Annotated in this window: 21 protein-coding genes, 1 pseudogene and 2 riboswitches; of the genes and pseudogenes, 14 read left to right on the top strand and 8 right to left on the bottom strand. The window is 43.3% G+C overall.

Annotation, left to right across the window (positions count from 1 at the left end):
* Positions 1–46: 46 nt before the first annotated feature.
* Positions 47–1,006: a serine protease Isp gene (gene isp / locus MY9_RS07310; protein ID WP_014663706.1), complete on the bottom strand. Its 960-nt coding sequence runs from the start codon at positions 1,004–1,006 to the stop codon at positions 47–49.
* Between the two features lie 222 nt (positions 1,007–1,228).
* Here isp and rsbRB point away from each other — a divergent pair, with 222 nt between their 5' ends.
* The gene (gene rsbRB, locus MY9_RS07315; RefSeq protein WP_014663708.1) at positions 1,229–2,062 is read left to right on the top strand and encodes an RsbT co-antagonist RsbRB; all 834 of its coding nucleotides are present in this window, start codon (positions 1,229–1,231) and stop codon (positions 2,060–2,062) included.
* 31 nt (positions 2,063–2,093) lie between these two features.
* On the opposite strand, the gene thiX is transcribed toward rsbRB, so the two are convergent.
* From thiX to thiU, 4 genes are read right to left on the bottom strand one after another with little or no spacing between them, the layout of a single operon-like run.
* Complete coding sequence (gene thiX, locus MY9_RS07320) at positions 2,094–2,858, bottom strand: HMP/thiamine ABC transporter permease ThiX (protein ID WP_014663709.1); 765 nt, start codon at positions 2,856–2,858, stop codon at positions 2,094–2,096.
* Positions 2,833–4,476, bottom strand: coding sequence for an ABC transporter ATP-binding protein (locus MY9_RS07325; RefSeq protein ID WP_014663710.1), 1,644 nt, complete (start codon positions 4,474–4,476; stop codon positions 2,833–2,835). The genes thiX and MY9_RS07325 overlap by 26 nt, the downstream gene beginning before the upstream one ends.
* Entirely contained in the window at positions 4,463–5,062 is a 600-nt protein-coding gene (locus tag MY9_RS07330) for an ECF transporter S component (RefSeq protein ID WP_014663711.1), read from the bottom strand. The genes MY9_RS07325 and MY9_RS07330 overlap by 14 nt, the downstream gene beginning before the upstream one ends.
* A gap of 1 nt (position 5,063) precedes the next feature.
* Entirely contained in the window at positions 5,064–5,666 is a 603-nt protein-coding gene (thiU, locus tag MY9_RS07335; protein ID WP_014663712.1) for an HMP/thiamine ABC transporter substrate-binding protein ThiU, read from the bottom strand.
* Positions 5,667–5,763: 97 nt separating this feature from the next.
* Positions 5,764–5,876: riboswitch (TPP riboswitch) on the bottom strand.
* 101 nt (positions 5,877–5,977) lie between these two features.
* Here thiU and ykoG point away from each other — a divergent pair.
* From ykoG to mgtE, 7 genes are all read left to right on the top strand, one after another.
* Positions 5,978–6,664, top strand: a complete 687-nt coding sequence (ykoG, locus tag MY9_RS07340) for a two-component system response regulator YkoG (protein ID WP_014663713.1) — start codon at positions 5,978–5,980, stop codon at positions 6,662–6,664.
* A 3-nt stretch (positions 6,665–6,667) separates the two neighbouring features.
* The gene (locus MY9_RS07345) at positions 6,668–8,029 is read left to right on the top strand and encodes a sensor histidine kinase (protein ID WP_014663714.1); all 1,362 of its coding nucleotides are present in this window, start codon (positions 6,668–6,670) and stop codon (positions 8,027–8,029) included.
* Positions 8,026–8,706, top strand: a complete 681-nt coding sequence (locus MY9_RS07350; RefSeq protein ID WP_014663715.1) for a PepSY domain-containing protein — start codon at positions 8,026–8,028, stop codon at positions 8,704–8,706. The genes MY9_RS07345 and MY9_RS07350 overlap by 4 nt, the downstream gene beginning before the upstream one ends.
* Before the next feature lie 91 nt (positions 8,707–8,797).
* On the top strand, positions 8,798–9,310 hold the full coding sequence (locus tag MY9_RS07355) for a PepSY domain-containing protein (protein WP_041521307.1): 513 nt from the start codon (positions 8,798–8,800) through the stop codon (positions 9,308–9,310).
* An 80-nt stretch (positions 9,311–9,390) separates the two neighbouring features.
* The gene (locus MY9_RS07360; RefSeq protein ID WP_041521308.1) at positions 9,391–9,528 is read left to right on the top strand and encodes a transcriptional regulator SplA domain-containing protein; all 138 of its coding nucleotides are present in this window, start codon (positions 9,391–9,393) and stop codon (positions 9,526–9,528) included.
* Positions 9,529–9,635: 107 nt separating this feature from the next.
* Positions 9,636–9,801: riboswitch (M-box (ykoK) riboswitch) on the top strand.
* 90 nt (positions 9,802–9,891) lie between these two features.
* Positions 9,892–10,014, top strand: coding sequence for a hypothetical protein (locus tag MY9_RS22005; protein WP_041521309.1), 123 nt, complete (start codon positions 9,892–9,894; stop codon positions 10,012–10,014).
* Positions 10,015–10,031: 17 nt separating this feature from the next.
* Positions 10,032–11,387, top strand: coding sequence for a magnesium transporter (mgtE, locus tag MY9_RS07370; RefSeq protein WP_014663717.1), 1,356 nt, complete (start codon positions 10,032–10,034; stop codon positions 11,385–11,387).
* Between the two features lie 42 nt (positions 11,388–11,429).
* Here the strand turns inward: mgtE and tnrA are convergent, their stop codons facing one another.
* Positions 11,430–11,762 (bottom strand): MerR family transcriptional regulator TnrA, encoded by a 333-nt coding sequence (tnrA, locus tag MY9_RS07375; RefSeq protein ID WP_003232541.1) that lies wholly within the window; start codon positions 11,760–11,762, stop codon positions 11,430–11,432.
* A 193-nt stretch (positions 11,763–11,955) separates the two neighbouring features.
* On the opposite strand from tnrA, the gene MY9_RS07380 reads away from it, so the two are divergent.
* The 3 genes from MY9_RS07380 (at position 11,956) to MY9_RS07390 (ending at position 12,978) form a co-directional block, all read left to right on the top strand.
* The gene (locus MY9_RS07380; protein WP_014663718.1) at positions 11,956–12,111 is read left to right on the top strand and encodes a hypothetical protein; all 156 of its coding nucleotides are present in this window, start codon (positions 11,956–11,958) and stop codon (positions 12,109–12,111) included.
* A gap of 87 nt (positions 12,112–12,198) precedes the next feature.
* Positions 12,199–12,381: a stress response protein YkoL gene (gene ykoL, locus MY9_RS07385; RefSeq protein ID WP_014663719.1), complete on the top strand. Its 183-nt coding sequence runs from the start codon at positions 12,199–12,201 to the stop codon at positions 12,379–12,381.
* A 132-nt stretch (positions 12,382–12,513) separates the two neighbouring features.
* Positions 12,514–12,978, top strand: coding sequence for a MarR family winged helix-turn-helix transcriptional regulator (locus tag MY9_RS07390; protein ID WP_003232536.1), 465 nt, complete (start codon positions 12,514–12,516; stop codon positions 12,976–12,978).
* 5 nt (positions 12,979–12,983) lie between these two features.
* Here MY9_RS07390 and MY9_RS07395 read toward each other — a convergent pair.
* Positions 12,984–14,113: pseudogene (locus MY9_RS07395) on the bottom strand (MGDG synthase family glycosyltransferase).
* A 91-nt stretch (positions 14,114–14,204) separates the two neighbouring features.
* Here MY9_RS07395 and MY9_RS07400 point away from each other — a divergent pair.
* Positions 14,205–14,756, top strand: coding sequence for a YkoP family protein (locus MY9_RS07400; RefSeq protein WP_041521501.1), 552 nt, complete (start codon positions 14,205–14,207; stop codon positions 14,754–14,756).
* Between the two features lie 27 nt (positions 14,757–14,783).
* Here the strand turns inward: MY9_RS07400 and MY9_RS07405 are convergent, their stop codons facing one another.
* A complete protein-coding gene (locus tag MY9_RS07405; protein WP_041521310.1) occupies positions 14,784–15,596 on the bottom strand; it encodes a metallophosphoesterase in 813 nt (270 codons plus the stop codon).
* Between the two features lie 192 nt (positions 15,597–15,788).
* Here MY9_RS07405 and MY9_RS07410 point away from each other — a divergent pair, with 192 nt between their 5' ends.
* Both MY9_RS07410 and MY9_RS07415 read left to right on the top strand, forming a co-directional pair.
* Positions 15,789–17,483, top strand: coding sequence for a DUF6044 family protein (locus MY9_RS07410; protein ID WP_014663723.1), 1,695 nt, complete (start codon positions 15,789–15,791; stop codon positions 17,481–17,483).
* Positions 17,484–17,495: 12 nt separating this feature from the next.
* Positions 17,496–18,509: a glycosyltransferase family 2 protein gene (locus MY9_RS07415; protein WP_014663724.1), complete on the top strand. Its 1,014-nt coding sequence runs from the start codon at positions 17,496–17,498 to the stop codon at positions 18,507–18,509.
* The last annotated feature ends 6 nt before the right edge of the window (positions 18,510–18,515 follow it).

Here is an 18,515-nt window from a genome sequence, read left to right on the forward strand (position 1 = left end):
AATTTTATTTTCATGATTTGTGGCATATTATATAAGAAAAATAATTTTATAGGGTCAACAAATGTGATTGCTCTGCTTTTTCTGCGAGCTCATCAGGAGCTGTTAAATACAGGAATCCATTGCCTGCCAGCGTTTTTGCAATATCAAGAGGAAGTGTCCTGCGGATTAGCTGTGCGAAAACTTCAGATTCTGAAAGCTTTCTTTGAAATGATTCTTCTTCATAGCTTTTGATTAAAGCAAGCGCACCGCTGACATGAGGGGCAGCCATTGAAGTGCCGGTAAGCTTACCGTACTTCTTGTTGGGAAGAGTGGATAAGATGTTTTCTCCTGGTGCTACAAGGTCAATCTCTTTATTAGCGTTAGAAAATTCTGATAATTCTCGCGCTACAGAAACAGATCCAACTGCAATCACTTCATTATAAGCCGCAGGGTAGGAAAGCTCTTCTGTGCGTTCGTCGCCGTCACCCTCATTTCCCGCTGCACACACGACAAGCACTCCGTTTTTGACCGCGTTTTTCACGGCTTCTTCCAGCTCCGGCACATCACTTGGTCCGCCAAGGGACATTGAGATGATATCGACTTTCTGTTCCACCGCGTAGTTAATGCCGTTGATGATCCATTCGTATTGTCCGCTGCCGTTCTCGCCGCCAAGAACCTTCACAATCAATAGGCTTGCCTCAGGCGCGACTCCGGCAATGCCTCCGTTTGAATCATTAGCTGCAATCGTTCCGGCGACGTGTGTACCGTGTCCGTTGTAGTCGGAAATCGCATCTTCCTTGCCGCCGTCATCATCCGTGAAGTTCTTTCCGCCAATGATTTGGCTTTTTAAATCTGGATGGCTCGTGTCGCATCCCGTGTCCAATACAGCAATTTTTACATTCTTGCCTTTTACCCCTTTTGCCCACATTTCTGGCGCCTTAATCACTTTAATGCCCTCAGGAAGCTCGTTTACATCCATGATCTGCTCATTCGTCACATACGGGATCAAGCGGATTTCACCATTCATAAAAAAGCCCTCCTTTTTTATGCTTTCAAGTGGATTCAAGGGTGTTGCCTCATATTATATGAAAAAAACAACCGATCGGACAGAGCCATTTGAAGCATTTTGAAAAAATAGGATACACACCAAAGAATTAGTAATTTTCAAAATATTGGATGGCTTCAGCGTGTATGACTGGGATTTAGCTGGCAGTCAAGTTATAATGGTGTTGGGGAAAGGAGCAGTGTGATGAAACTGAATGAAAAATTATATGCGTTTTTTTCAGAACATGTGGAGCAAATGGCCGAGGAATGGATAGAAACGATGGAGGAAAGTGATCCGAATTCGCTTTACGCCTTACATAATGCAACAGTAACGGAAGAATTGAAAGAGCAGGACAGAGAATTTTACCGGCATCTGAATTACATGTATGTTTTACCGGAAAAACAATTTCTCGAAGAATTTCAAGAGTGGGTCATTGAGCTGACGAATGATCAAAAGCATCTCGACACACCGGTTCAGTATGTCATTCGAGAGTTTATGAGAAACCGGAGATTATATACGAAGTATTTTGAGAAGTTCGCAGAAGAAAATGAGTCAGCATTTGAACCGGGAGAGAAGCAAAAATGGGCTGATTTGATTGTAAAAGTATTTGATTTCACCATTTATACATTCGTTGATCACGCTGAAATGAATGCTAAGCAGCAATTAAACGCCCAGAGAGAAATGATATTGGAATTAAGCTCACCTATCATTACCCTGAGCAAATCAACAGCTCTGCTGCCGCTTGTCGGTGACATCGATACCGAACGGGCCAAGTTTATTCTGGAAAACACGCTTCAGGCTTGTGCAAAAAGACGCGTGGAGCATCTGTTAATCGATCTGTCAGGTGTTGTGGTAGTGGATACGATGGTGGCGCACCAGATTTTTAAATTGATTGAGGCGCTCAATCTGATCGGTGTCCGGTCAACCCTGTCAGGAATCAGGCCTGAGATTGCGCAAACCGCTGTACAGCTGGGAATTGACTTTTCGAATATTACCATTAAAACCAATCTTGCCCAAGCATTAAACTATCATCAATAAAAAAATCCGCTATCTCAGATAGCGGATTTTTTTATGATGCGAAACATAAAGATACGAGAAAAGATCCCGCGAATAATAAGAGAACGAGGCAAAAGAACACCCAGTCGCGCCGGTTCACGGACAGCATCCTGTAATATGTCCGGTTTCTGCTTCCTGTAAAACCTTTCGATTCCATCGCAAGCGCTGTCCGTTCTGCTTTTCTGATGGCGCTTGCCAATAGCGGTATGGTATATCGTTTTAACCCGCTGATTTTATTTATGAAGCCGCTCTCCGCTGCACCTCCTCTGATTTTATGAGCCTGCTGGATCAGCTGGACCTCATCCTTTAACAGCGGAAGAAAGCGAAAGCCTGCAATGACACCGTACGCGAGCTTTGGTGAGAGCCTGCACTGCTGGACAAGGCTCAGCATAAATAAAATTGGATCGGTCGTAAAAACAAACATCATCGATAAGGCGGAAAAGCACAAAATACGAAAGCCCAATGAGATGCCGACAGACACATTATCGCTGTTAATGGAGATAGGGCCTGCTTGAAACAAAAAATTATCGGGTGTTGTCGGCACCTTTCCAAAAACGGCGGCTGTCCATACGCATCCGAATGCTAAAATCAAAAACGGAATCGTAAACAACAACCATTTTTTCAATGGGATTCCGGCCGCCAATAGAACACCCGCAACGATGATGATATAAAAACACGCCGGAGTGTAAGGGTTGTAAATAAACGACAGCATGACGACACAACAAAAAACCGCCGCCGCTTTTACGGTTGGATTAATGAGATGTAACGGCTGCTTCATCGCGCACCTCCTCTTGATATGCCATCCATTCATATAGAAGGGGTAGGGTGAGCTTTGCTTTTTGGGCAAGCCCTGTTTCTTGAGAAAACAACTGCACTGGAGATCCATTAAAGGCCAAGCCTGTATTGTGAAGCACAAGCACGCTGTCAGCATACGAAGAGACTAGCTCCATATCGTGTGTAATCATGAGGACAGCGGTTCCCTCTGCCTTAATACGCTGAATCATTTCCATACATTCAGCCGCCGTGCGGGCGTCCTGTCCAAAAGTTGGTTCGTCTAATAATAAAACCTTTACGTCATGCATGAGCATGGTAGCAACGCTCAGTCGCCGTTTTTGCCCTTGGCTGACCGCAAACGGATGATGATCAGCCAAATGGGCAAGATCGAAACGATTCAGCAGGTGTTGCGCTTTTTTCTCAGTTTCAGCATTTACCTTCTGGCCGAACAGCAGCTCATCATACACCGTATCGGTGACGAATTGGTGTTCAGGGTTTTGAAAAACAAATCCCATTCGTTTACGCAATTCTTTTTCTTTATATTGCTGCAGCGGCTGATCATAGAGAAGGATTTTGCCGCTTTGCGGTTTCATAAGACGGGCCAGAACAGATAAGAGCGTCGATTTTCCAGTGCCGTTCGGGCCGACAAGCGCTGTCAAAGAGCCTTCGTGCAATGAAAAGCTGATGTCTTCGAAAATCGTTTGTTGTCCTCTCGCAAACGAAAGGCTGCGGACTTCGAGCACACTCTTTCCAGAAGGAGTTGGCTTCTTTTCAGCACGCCCGGCAGGAAAGGGCTCTCTGAACAGCGTTTCTTTTGATAAAGCAAACGGCATACTCAGCTTTTCCTGCAGATGGCAGACCTTTGGAATTGCGATGCCCAATTTCTTTAGTGTCTCCGCTTCGTGCTGAAATAGATCTTTCGTCAGGCCATCCAGCGCTTTTTGGCCTGATTTATCGAGCACGATCGTTCTTTCAATCCAAGGCGCCCATTCATCAAGCTGATGCTCAATGACCAGGAGGCTGAAACCTTTTTCCCGCTGAAGATCTTTCATCAGATGAACGAATTCCCGCGCTGAGAAAGGGTCTAAAAGAGAAGTCGGCTCATCTAAAATAATAAGCTCAGGCTCCATCGCCAAAATACAGGCGAGAGCCACTTTCTGCTTTTGTCCTCCTGAAAGGATGGATATCGTTTTTTCTTTTAAATGGGTAATACGTAATTTTTCTAATACGGCATTGATTTTCTCTGTCATTTCTTCTTTTGGAATCTGCAGATTTTCCAGCCCGAAAGCGATTTCGTCCTCCACCGTCAGCATGCAGAACTGCTGATCAGGATCCTGAAAAACGACCCCGGCATGCTGAGCAATCGTTTCGGTGGTTTCAGCGTTTGTGACCGGCTTTTGAAATAGAAAGACATGTCCGGAGTGAATGCCGTCGCAAGCTTCCGGATATAGACCGTTTAAACATAGGGCGAGCGAGCTTTTACCGCACCCGCTGGGGCCTAGCAATAAAACACATTCTCCTTTTTGAAGCTCAAACGAAATATTTTGAAAAACCGGTTTTTCGTCTTCTTCATAAGAGAAGCTGAGCTGGTCAACTGTCAGAAGCTCGTCAAAGGCTTGCATGTTCTGACGCCCGCTTCCGTTTCTTTTTCAGTTCCTTTCCGAGTGCCATTCCGTTTAACACACCTGTATAAGCGAGAGAGTCGCTGACGGCTTTTCCGAGAAGGCCTGCCAAGAGCGCGCCGGAAATGAGACGGATCACAAGCATAATGAGCAGATAACCTGATGAATAGGCTGCATAGCCAGAAACAAAGAGATCGTAGATAAAGCTGGCTACTGAAGATCCCATTCCGGCCAGCATAAGGACAGGGAGAGAGTATGCTTTCCAGCGTGTTGCAAGGAATACAGCTTCAGCCCCGAGTCCTTGAACAATGCCGATGACGATGACCATCGGGCCAGACGGATTTCCCAGCAGGCACTCAACGAGAGCGGCAATGATTTCAGAAACGAGCGCCGCACCCGGTTTTCGAATGATGTATGCGGCGATGACCGAAACGATAAACCAAATGCCGTAAATCGGTTCATAGGCAATTGGCCCAAACATACCTGCAAGCACGTTTCCGAAATGTGTAAATAATAAATAAACAACGGCAAATACGATACTGATAACGGACATGATGACAATTTCTTTTACTTTCCAGCTTTTCATGTTATCCCTGCTTTCTGTTTTTTCTTGATGGGCTGTTAGCCGAAAGATTCACAGTCATGGTGATGTGGTTTGTTTGCTGCTCAGCCATGCGGAAAACGGCTTCCAATGTTCTGAATACGTCATGGGCATCCCCGTCAAGCTCGCTCGCGTAATGGACACCCTGTACAAAAGTACCTTGGGCTTTTGCGATGTCGACAGCCTTCATAATCAATCCCATATAATCCGGCTCATTCATTGGATAAAGCGCAAATTGGCACGGCGCTTCCGCGTTCAAGCCTCGGACAGCATCTTCATTGACACGCTTATTGTCTTTGGAAAGATATGTATCTCCCTGAGTGTCGCCCGGGCACCCAATGGAAAACGTGCCGCTTATGACGATGTGTGTCTCGCTGTTTGCTGCATAAAGGTAAATGGCTTTTGCGGCATCGAATACATGATCAATCGATCCGCGTAACACCGTGCTGATATGGTCGGTTTTCGTCCAAACCTTGGACGTATCTGTTTTTTTCAGCGCAGACTTGATCACACTGATAAAATCATCCGTCATCGGATATAAAGAGAAGCGAAAACCGGCGATTCTGCTTGTACCGCACATATGCTCCATTTCTAAAAGCCTCCTGTTTTTTGGATAAAATAAAAAACTGCATATCCTAAGGGAATATGCAGTCATAGATCGATTAAGCGCACAAAAAAATACACCATTCGGTCAACCTGCACTTCCCCACGCTGGTATTATCCAGATCGGGTCATAAGGGATCAAAACGCGTTTCTCCCGCGTTTTATCTCAGCCAAAACAGCACCCCTAGTGCTTTCCGTATACAATTTTTTATTTTGACATCATAATAGATGATAAGAATCATTTTGTAAACAACGAAATCATTTTTTTCATATAGGGACAGGAGAGGATGATCACATTTGGACAAAGGACACATATTAATTGTGGAAGATGAAGAAAAAATCGCCAGGGTTCTGCAGCTTGAATTGGAATATGAAGGATACGACGTGACCATTAAACACAATGGAACAGAAGGCCTGAATGCGGCCGCGGAAGGCGGGTATTCCTTGGTGCTTCTTGATGTCATGCTGCCGGGGCTTAGCGGACTAGAAGTGCTGCGCCGTTTGAGAAAAACGGATCAACAGACACCGGTCATTTTATTAACGGCGCGAGACAGCATTCCTGATAAGGTAACAGGTCTGGATATCGGTGCGAATGACTATGTCACCAAGCCGTTTGAAATCGAGGAATTACTTGCGAGAATCAGGGCGGCGCTGCGCCAAAATGGAACAAAAACGGAAGAAATCGGCACCTTTCTTACATATGACGATTTACGGGTGAACGAAAAAACCCGTGAAGTGAGACGCGGAGACAAAGAGGTGGAATTAACGCCGCGGGAATTTGATTTGCTCGTCTACATGCTAAAGCATCCGCAGCAAGTGCTGACACGGGAGCAAATTCTAAGCGCGGTATGGGGATTTGATTATATCGGTGATACAAATGTCGTAGACGTCTACATAAGATACATCAGAAAAAAACTGGACTATCCTTACGAAAAACAGCTGATCCATACGATTCGCGGGGTCGGCTATGCCATTAAGGGGTAAACGATGAAGCTGAAAACCAAGATTCATCTGTACACATCAATATCACTGTTGATTTTATTAATTTTGGTTCATACCGCAGTATATCTCATTTTTTCGTCTGCGCTGACATCAAAGGATGCGGCCCGGCTTGCTGATGAGACGGATAACATGGCCGAAGCGCTGCATGCTGCTGAAACAGAAGGAGTGGCTATGCAGGACATGCTGCAGGCCTACCTGCCGGCAAATGGCATGGTGCGTGTAGTGAATGGTGAAAAAGCCATCATGACGATCACAAAAGAAAAAGCGTATAAAGATTTTCCTCTCTCTTTTCACAGCGGGGAAACGGCAGATGTGAGGAATCATGACGGCAAGCTGTTTGCTGAGGCTGCAATTCCGGTGATTTGGACCGATGGACAAGTGGTTTCTCTTCAATTGGTGGAAAGGCAGGAGAATACAGAAGAGAGTCTGTTTCTGTTGAAACTCATCTTAATCGCTGCAAGTGCCGCTGTCTGCATTGCTTCTTTTTTTGCCGGCAGCTTGCTCGCCCGCCGTATTATCAATCCGATCAGACGATTAATGATGACCATGAGAGACATACAGCGAGAGAAAGCATTCAAAACGATTTCTTTAGAGGGACAGTCGCACGATGAATTGTATCAAATGGGGCTGACATTTAATGAGATGGCGATGATGCTGAAAGAGCACTACGATAAACAGCAGCAATTCGTTCAAGATGCTTCACACGAATTAAAAACTCCGCTCACCATTATAGAAGGCTACAGCAGCCTGATGAAGCGATGGGGGGCAAAAAAGCCGGAAGTGCTTGAGGAATCGATAGAAGCCATTCATGCAGAAGCGGTGCATATGAAGAAACTGGCCAATCAGCTTTTGGCGCTGGCCAAAAGCCATCAAGGACTCGAGGTTGATCTGAAAACAATCGATTTGATTGAAGTGTCGCGCGCCGTCACGCAAACGCTCCAGCCTGTCTATCAGCGCGACATTTTACTCGAAACAGATAAAGATAGCCTGCCTGTAACAGCTGATGAAGAACGCATCAAGCAGCTGCTGACCATTTTGCTCGATAATGCCATAAAGTATAGTGAAAAAGCCATTGTGATATCAGCCGGAACGAAGGATGGACAGCCGTTTCTGTCAGTAAGGGATGAAGGTATCGGGATACCTGAGGAACATATCCCGCATTTGTTCGAACGGTTCTACCGGGCAGATGAGGCACGGAACAGAAAAACAGGCGGAACGGGTTTAGGCCTTTCCATTGCCAAGCAAATCGCCGATGAGCATGGCATTGAGCTATCTGTCAAAAGCAAGCCGGGACAAGGAACAGCTGTCACCATGCAATTCAGCGAACAGAATGGGGGAGGCCGATGAACAAACCAATAAAAGCAGTATCTTTTGCTGCAGCAGCAGTTTTAGCCGTTACCATCTGTACGTTCCTCATCATTCGGCATACCCATGAGGACGTACTTTCAAAAGAGGCTGTCATAAAAAAAGTCGAAGCCTCTTATGAAGGCAAGGTCACGAAATCAACACAGTCAAAGGATAAAAAAACATATGAAATGACCCTTGAAAATCCTAAGGGAACTTATTTTATAAAAGCTGACGCAATATCGGCTGACATTCTTTCGATGAATAGAGTAAAAGCGATGAATCCATCTGTTATGACAGAAAAAGAAGCCGAGCATCTCGCGCTTAAGCGGGTGCCGGGTACGGTCAAAAAACGAACACACAAGAATCGCGTTGCCACATATATCATTCAAAAAGAAGACGGAAAAACATACGAAGTGAAGGTAGATATGCAGGCAAAAACAGTCTTGTCTGCCGATCAAATCAGCAATAAAGATCAACAAAAAACACCGATTACGAAAAAAGAAGCCAAAACAATTGCAGAGCGAGAAACGGGCGGGACAGCGGATGACGCAGATCTCGAAGAAAGTGAGGGCACTCTCATCTTTGAAGTGGATGTTGATCTTCCTGATGATAAAGAAGCGACAGTGAAGATCAATGCCTACACAGGAAAGGTAGCTAACATTGTCTATGAAGACTAAAGGTTTCTCATCAAATTCTCATCTTGCTCTCGTTTTCCTTTCATGTTGAGTGTGTAAACTGTACGCATACAAAACAAAGGAGGACTCACAAATGCTCAAGAAAAGATGGATGGTCGGGCTTTTAGCAGGGTGCCTAGCGGCTGGAGGATTCAGCTACAACGCGTTTGCCAAAGAAAACAATGAAAACAGTCAGCCTTCTTCTAAGGCGGGTGCACTCACTGAACAACAAGCAGAATCAATTGCCAAAACAGTTGTTGACGGCAACGTAGAAGACATTGACAGAGAGCTTTACAATGGCAAAGATGTCTATGAAGTGGAGATTGAAAAAGCGGGTGAAGACTACGACGTTTATGTAGATATTCATACAAAACAAGCGCTTAATGACCCGTTAACGGAGAAAGCAGAACAAGTTGCCATAACAAAAGAAGAAGCGAAAGAAATTGCTTTAAAGCGAACAGATGGAACCGTAACAGAAAGTAAGCTGGACGAAGATGACGGTGCTTACATCTATGAAATTGAAATCCAAACGAAACAAGGAACTGAGACAGAATTTGAAATTTCCGCAAAGGATGGCCGCATGATCAAAACTGAGATAGACGACTAATCAAACCCCCGCTGCAGCGGGGGTTTTTCATGATAAGAAACCTTCTTTTGGACAATCTAAGTGAAAAGGAGGCGAAACGCATGGAAAAGAAAGAGGAGCAATACATCAATCAGGCTGAATATGTCCCTCATCCGACGAAGGATGGAGAGTATGCTTTATTTCTTCATGAAACGTATCATTTGCTTTCTGAAGATGACGAGTCACAAACAACAGAATAAGGGCTTAGGCCCTTGTTTTGTTCCGTAATTGTGATGTAAGCGCATTTATTACTTTTTTGAGTTGACACAGCTTGTTTTTTTCTGTAATCTCAGTGTGTCAATTCAATTAGGAACTTCGTTAGGTGAGGCTCCTGTATGGAGATACGCTGCTGCCCAAAAATGTCCAAAGACGCCAATGGGTCAACAGAAATCATCGACATAAGGTGATTTTTAATGCAGCTGGATGATTGTCCTATGCCATACAGTGCTAAAGCTCTACGATTGAAGGCGCCCGCACGCTTTTTTGCCGTGCTTCTTTCACCTTCAATCCTGAAGGCTTTTTTTATGCCTTTAAAACGAACCCAATCAAAGGAGGTGCGGAGTATGGATTCTCCCCATTCGAGTCAATCTGAAGAAGTACCCATATACTATGACAACAAGGCAATTGATTACACGATGAGGAGACGAACTGCCGCACCTTCTGGCGAGGCCGGCACGTCTCCGTAGAGGAGGTACGAGTCCCGATGGTTCAAAACATGACCTATGACGAACTCATTTTACGTATCATTATTTTATTGCGAGACGGGAAAATCAGGGATTTCAGAAGCGTTATTGATGAGCTTCAGCCCTATGACATGGCGTTTATTTTTAAAGAAATGCCGGAAAAACACCGCGCCCGCTATTTATCTTATTTAACTGTAGACGATATCACTGATATGATCGGGGAGCTGGAACGCGAATTTCAGCTTGCCGTCTTAAATAAAGTCGGAAAAACAAAAGCAACACTGGCGATGAACAAAATGGACAACGATGACCTCGCACAATTGCTTGAAGAAATGGATGAAGAACTGAAGGAGCAGCTTTTGTCCAGCATGGAAGCGTCAGAGTCAAAAGCTGTACAGCTCTTGATGAATTATCCGGCTGACTCAGCGGGACGCATGATGACAAACCGATATGTGTGGATTCCTCAGCATTATACGGTAAAAGACGCGGTCGTCAAACTGAAAAGCTTCGCTGAAATCGCTGAATCGATCAACTACTTATATGTTATTAATGAAAGCAAACAGCTGGTTGGGGTTCTTTCCTACCGCGATTTGATCCTGGGTGAACCTGAAGAAAAGGTGCAGGATTTAATGTTTACCCGCGTCATATCAGCAGATGCTCTTCAGGACCAGGAAGAAGTTGCCCGCCTGATTGAACGTTACGATTTCTTGGCAATACCGGTTGTAGAAGAAAACAACGTGCTTGTCGGCATTGTGACGGTCGATGATATTATCGACGTCGTTATTCGGGAAGCTGATGAGGATTACGAAAAATTCGCCGCTTCCGGTAAAGACATCACCTTTGACACAAAAGCTTACGTGGCGGCATACCGGCGCCTGCCATGGCTGATTTTACTCTTGTTTATCGGGCTGATTTCAGGAAGCATTATCAGCTATTTTGAAGATGCGCTGAAACAGGTTGTCGCGCTTGCGTTTTTCATGCCGATGGTGTCAGGGATGACAGGAAATACGGGAACACAATCTCTCGCGGTTGTCATCAGAGGTTTGTCTAAAGAAGAAATGAACAAAAAAACGATTGTGCGCCTGATCTTCCGGGAGTTCAGAACAAGTATTTTTATCGGAGCGGTTTGTTCTGTGCTAATCGCGATTGTCTCCATCATATGGCAGGGGAATGCGCTTTTGGGATTTGTTGTCGCTTCTTCACTGTTTTTAACCTTAATCATCGGCACGATGTCAGGAACGATTATCCCTATTATTTTGCACAAACTGAAAGTAGACCCGGCGATTGCTTCTGGACCGCTGATTACAACGTTAAACGATATTTTATCTTTATTAATCTACTTTGGCATTGCCACTGCATTCATACACTCATTATAAATATAAAAAGTCCGTCTCAACTGCGAGCCGGACTTTTATCATTTAACGGTTTTTGTACCGAAAGTGAGCATTAAGCTGCCCCTCCAGCATTTTTTTTCGCACTTGCGGATCGTTTTTTAACATCTGTTCTTTTTTGCGCATATCCTTTAAAATCTCTGCCGTCTGTACGCCGTCTTCGCGCTTATTGGCGATATCCATCAGACGCTCCACATCGGCAAAGGAGTATTTTCTTGTCCCCCTTGAAGAACGCTGCGGGTAAATGAGTTTTCGTTCCTCATAATACCTGATCTGTCTTACGGACAATCCTGTCAATTCACTCACAATTCCGATTGAAATCACTTTTTTGTCTTTATAAGAATGATCTTCTGTGGTCATTTTTCCACCCCTGGATGTCTTTTGATAATAGTATATAAAAAACAAAGAGAAAAAACCTGACGCTTGTCATATTTTCTAACATCAAATAGAAGATTTTTGAAAAAATGCGGAAGAAAAATTAACAAGAATAATGCGTAACATACAAGCGCGTTTTATCCTTTATGTAACGAACAAACGAGGAGGAAGGATAATCATGGAGGAAGAAAAAGCGGTCTCACTGGCAAAAGAAATTATCGAGTTGGATATCAAGCGTGATGAAATGCTGGAGACGTTTATGCAGCTTGCCGGAGAACAGGCTTTTCAATTATTAAGATTCGTTCAAAACGGACGGTACCGTAAATCTTCGTAAACATAAATTCTTTACATTAGATTCATACCACGTTCATTTAAATAGAGTATCTTTTGTATAGGATACCTCAAAATGAAGGAGGACGCTATGAGTAATTTATTGAAAACCGCTTTAGAAAAAGAACGAAGTCATTATTCTGAAAAACTCTATCAAATTGGGGTTTATAATAAAGAGGTCATGAACAAAATGACGATTTCTGAGCTTCGGAAAGAATATGCTTATTTCTTTCGGAGCATTACAAATCACAGAAATTATCCTTATACAAGATAATGTATAAGGATTTTTTTGCTTTTAGAAGGAATTTCTCGAATTATAGCGAATACGTATAGTAAGGGACTGAACTCTTATTATATGTAAGGGTTTTCATTATTTTTTTATAAAAATCCTATATACGAGGTAGATATGATGAGATTATCGTTTAACGAAGAAGAAGTTGAGCGTGCGATGAATTTGTACAGAGTTTTTGCAAGGGCTTTCAAAAGTGTGTCCGAACATAGTATCCGTGATAGCAAAGAGCACGGTTTTAATCCCACTGAATTTGCTGTACTGGAGCTCCTGTACACAAGAGGCCCGCAAAAATTGCAGCAAATTGGGTCGAGACTTCTGCTTGTAAGCGGAAACGTCACATATGTTATTGACAAACTAGAAAGAAACGGGTTTTTAGTAAGGGAGCAGGACCCGAAAGATAAACGCTCCGTTTACGCACATTTAACTGACAAGGGAAATGAGTATTTGGATAAAATTTATCCGATTCATGCTCTGCGTATTGCGAGAGCGTTTTCAGGCCTTTCGCCTGATGAACAGGACCAGCTGATCGTCCTGCTCAAGAAAGCGGGCATACACAGCCAGCATTTGCTGTTTCGTTAACGACCCTACACTCTCTGTTTCAGGAGAGTGTTTTTTTGTGTCATAGAATTCTTTTTAAAACATCTTCAATCTTCCTATCAGACATTTCTTCAAGATATTCATTGACGTGTGTTTGATATTTCTTCATCAGTTCAATTGATTGAAAAAATACCGCAAAACGTTCTTCTGCTTTTTGTACATCCCAGTTTCTTATATCTATGACAAGCTCCCTTTCTTTTAAAAGGTTCAAATTCATTTCCTCCTGTCCCGGCAGTGCATGATAAATAAATACGGGGAGCCGCTTCTGTAAGCATTCACTAATGGTCACGCCTCCGGGTTTTGTCATGATGCCTGCCGCCTGTTCGTACAAACGGTTCATCTCTGCTTTGCTGTGAAGGTAAGGAATCGCCTCAATTAAAGGGTGGTGTAAACTTTTGACATAGCAGTAGAGCTTTTCGTTTCTGCCGCATAATATTTTGTATAAGATCTTTCCGCCTGGCGACAGTTTCTGCACCCATTTTAACATTCCCCCGACTCCCATACTGCCTCCTGTGATGATGATGGTATATGGCTGATGATGCTGACAGGCATCTGCTGATCCCATTTCAAACATTCGGTGAACGGGTATGCCGGTCAAGTATATGTTTTTCTGATCGATCCCCTCTGATATGAGCTGCTTCTTTACTTCGGTGCTCGGAACAAAATGGTAATCAATGTTCTTCCGTCCCCATAATTGATTCACGAAAAAATCAGTGTATACATTCACAACCGTCAGATTCGGATATTCAGGCTTTAGCCGGTTCAGCAGATAAGAAGGCAGCGCATGTGTGCAGAAGGCGAAATCAGGCTGTTTTTCTTGGAGGATGTGCCTCATTTGCTGTGTGAACAGCCATTCGTACATGGAATAGCGTTTGTCATGCTGATATTCTCCGCAGGCGAGCAGCCGGTAAATGCCGCTATACGTTTTCGGGAAGTATTGAATCCATTTTAAATAAGCCGCGGAGGACAATTTTTCTAACCGCCTATACGCATGTGAAAAGATATCAATGTTCTCGGCTCCAAGCCCCTGAGACTCCAATTCAGCCTGCAATGCATCAGAGACATGATGATGGCCGGTGGAAATGCTTAAAAAAGGAAAAATGAGAATGTTTTTCATGACAGCCCTCCCAAAAAAATATGGCAACTATATTTTGGGGAGAACGCTCACAAAATATAAGGGTGTTTTTGATCATAAGGAAGGTGAAAAGATGAAAACCTGTTTCCTTTCCATTTGGAAAATGCTTGACCCGATTTATTTCTTTTTTTCTAGGCTAAGCTTGATTGACAAAGAGCAAAAAAGCGTTTTTCGAGTCAGGCTGACGAAGTATAAAGGACATCATGTCGTGCTGAGCGACGGAACGCATATTAGAAAAAATGATGTGCTCGTTAAAATCCATCTGCACAATATTAAGCTGATAAGAGAACTGCAAAGCATTGAGAGCGCGGTCAGAAAAGGAATCATTATTTATCAGAAAGTATATCAATCGATGCCGCTTCTTCTTGACTATATCAACAATCATAAAAAAAGCGAGAAAATCAAAGGGATCATCGGGATTACAATGCTTGACAAAGGTGTGGAAAGGCTCGGCTTTGATGTGATCACCCCGGTGAACCCTTTTTACAGATGCTTTAAAAAAATGTCCCATGTGCCGATTTTATATTTGACTTCAAAGCCTGTGAGCTTGCGGCATTTACCGAATTCATCCTATTTGTTGATCTCAAAAGAAAAGCTGCAGAAAACTTATCAAAAAAAAGACTGATGCCTCGGTCAGCACAGTCTTTTTTGCTTAAATTTGATGAAATGTCACTTCAGGGCGGCTCCCGACACGGATATTTACGCCGGTTTGTCCTAAGCCTTCGCTGATATAAAATGGCTTATCGTGATGATAATGAAGACCTTTAATCATGTTCATGCGCACGAGTTTGCCCATTTTCACCAAATGATACGGTTTTGGCCAATGGATTTGCCCGCCGTGAAAATGGCCTGACATCAGGTAATCATAATGAACATCTTTCATATCCAGAATAATATTTGGGTCATGTGTTAGTACAAGCTGATAGCCGTTTTCCAAACTTTGATAAGAGCCGGTGATATTACTGCGATTCGTACTGTAATCATCAATGCCGATAATATTGATTGGCCCTGCAGCCGTCTCGATTCGAACATGTTCATTTTGAAGAGTGATACAGCCGTTTTCCTCTAAAACACGCTTCAGCCTCTGAAAGTCTCTTTCTTTCAATACATAATCGTGGTTACCGAACACCGCGTACATTCCATATGCAGGCTTCAGCTTTTGCAAGGCATTCAAGTAACCTGCCAGCTTCGGAATATTACGTTTCCGATCAAGAAAATCCCCGGTAAGAGCAATGATGTCCACAGGCTGATCTTTTGTTAAAAGATACAGCTCCTCAGGTGAGACTGAAATGTTTTCCAAGTGAAGATCTGATAAATGAAGGATATTTAATTTTTTTCTGGCTGGAAGGCCGTCTTTTTGATCGATTGAAATGGTGTTGACTTTCACATCTTTTGTATTGCGGTTCGCTTTATATAGAAATGGCACAAATACGAGTATGGCCAATGAAAGTAAGATTGTAAACAAAATATATCCCCTCCCTGCTATCAGTATAGTAAGTGATCAAGCACTATGGATAGCGGGAATTAATGGGTAGAGACAGGCTGAAAAACGGATTGTCATATGATGAATGATTTGGAAGGGAAAAGGGATAATAAATTTTGACACATGAGGCAGAACATGCCGACGGAGTCAGAATAACAAATGGATGTGTAAGCAATGTTACGGTTGATGAGACAACAAAAAAAAGAAACATATTATCTCTGGATCGCATTATTTCTCCTTTTGCTGTATGTATCCCCGCTTTTTGTTTTAAAGGAAGATGCCCATATCCGGGTCCACGATAATTTAGATTCCAACATCGCGTGGTACAAGGTTCTTGCCGATAGCGGAGAAATCGTCGGCAAGGTTGACGCTGCCATTCCGCAAATCATTAACGGGCTGCCACGGGATGCCTTTGGCACCGAGTGGAGCGGCATTGTTTGGCTTCATGCTTTCTTTTCTTCCATGACTGCCTATGCAATAAGCCAAACGGTTACAAGAGTTGTCGCTTTTTTTGGAATGTATGTGCTGCTGAAGAAACATGTGATCCCGGAGCCAAAAGCTGCTTTCATCCGAATTGGCGTATCGCTTGCATTTGCCTTAACACCTTTCTGGCCTTCGGGAATGCTGAGTACGCTTGGGTACCCTTTGGCACTGTGGGCTTTTTTAAATATCCGAAAAGGGGATATCTCATGGAGAGAATGGCTGACGCTGGGCTTGCTCCCCTTATACTCAAGCTTTGTGCTAGGCTTCTTCTTTTTCCTGGCAGGAATGGCGTGTTTTTGGCTGTATGATGCTATTACAAAAAGAAGATGGAATCTGATTTTCTTAGGCAGTATTGCATTTATGACGAGTATCTATCTTTTCGTTGAATATCGGCTTGTCTATTCGATGTTGTTTGAGCATGCACCGATGCATCGGATTGAATTTATCTCATCCAGGCATGACGTTTGGCATTCTCTTCGACTATCCGTAAAAAACTTTGTCTATGGCCATAATCATGTGATGACCGTTCATACCGTTGTCATCCTCCCGATTCTGCTGCTCGTATTTGCTGCTCTGCTGTTCAAACGAAATCGGACAAAGCCAGAAAATGTTTATCTGTTTTTATGTGTACTTAATTACGGACTGTCATTATGGTATGCGTTTTGGTTCAACAAAATTTGGGCAGTGCCTAAGCAGACATTTGCCTTTTTAGCAGAATTTAATTTTGCCCGATTTCATTTTCTTCGGCCGCTTGTTATATACATGAGCTTTGCGCTAGCTTTATATCTCATTTGGCGGATGGGGAAAGGATGGAAATGGCTTGTGTACGCCGCGGTCGCTGCACAGCTGATGGTGCTGGCGCCTTTTAATGAAGAGTATACGTATGGTGTTCATTACAACGCGCCGACATTCAGGGAGTTTTATGCATCCGAGCAATTCAACGAGATTAAGGAATTTATCGGACGCCCGCAAGATTCGTACAGGGTGGCGAGCATCGGCCTGCATCCGTCAATCGCCCAATATAACGGGTTTTATACGTTAGATACGTATAACAATCTATATCCACTTTCTTATAAATATGAATTTAGGAAAATCATCGAAAAAGAGCTGGAAAAAAACACTCAGCTGAAACAATATTTTGATGAGTGGGGCAGCCGCTGCTACCTTTTTGTCGATGAACTCGGTAAACGATACGATTTCAAAAAGAACTCGAAGAAAACGATCAACAATCTTCAATTAAATACAGATGTATTTAAAAAAATGGGCGGACGGTACATTTTTTCTTCAGTTCCGATCATGAATGCTGAACAAAACCATCTTGCGCTTGTCAAGACGTTTGACCATAAGGATTCCGCTTGGCGCATTTATTTATATGAAACAAGATAAGGAGGATATCGATTGAAACAGCCACAGCCAGTATTAACCATCGTCGTCCCGTGTTTCAATGAAGAGGAAGTGTTTCAAGAAACAAGCCGTCAGTTGACAGAGGTTATAGACGATTTAATTGAAGAGAAATTAATTGCTGAGAACAGTAAAATTCTATTCGTCGATGATGGCAGCAAAGACCGCACTTGGGCTCTGATTGCCATGGAGAGCATAAAAAACAAGAAGGTTACCGGTTTAAAATTAGCCTGCAATGTCGGCCACCAAAAAGCGCTTTTAGCCGGACTCCATAAAGCGAAGAATAGGTCAGACTGTGTCATTTCGATTGATGCTGATCTTCAGGACGACATCTCTGTGATCCGGGATTTTATGCTGAAATATCATGAAGGCTGCGAGATCGTTTACGGTGTCCGCCGGAGCAGAAAAACCGATACCTTTTTCAAACGCACGACCGCATTAGGATTTTATCGCCTCATGAATAAGCTTGGAATTAAATTAATTTATAATCATGCTGATTTTCGTTTAATGAATAAAAGATCCCTTGAAGAGCTTGAGCGTTATCCAGAAGCGAATTTGTTTTTAAGAGGCATTGTTCCCATGATCGGCTTTAAGTCAGCCGAAGTGTTGTATGACCGCAAGGAACGCTTTGCCGGCAAAACGAAATATCCGCTGAAAAAAATGCTGTCATTCGCTTTTAACGGGATTACATCATTCAGTGTCGCACCAATTCGATTCTTTACGCTATTGGGATTTATTTTATTTTTTCTCAGCGCTGTGGCAGGAATTGGCGCGTTTATTCAAAAGCTGCTCGGCCATACGAATGCAGGCTGGGCGTCTCTCATCATTTCCATTTGGTTTTTGGGCGGGCTGCAATTGATGGGAATTGGGATTATCGGAGAGTATATCGGGACGATATTTTCCGAAGTGAAAAGACGCCCGAAATACGCGATTGATATCGATTTATATAATGAGCCGCTGAGCCCGCTTCAGCGCCAGGAAAAAGAGCGATTAGAGAAAAAGTACAGTTAAACGGAA

The organism is Bacillus sp. JS, assembly GCF_000259365.1.
Taxonomy (GTDB): Bacteria; Bacillota; Bacilli; order Bacillales; family Bacillaceae; genus Bacillus; species Bacillus stercoris.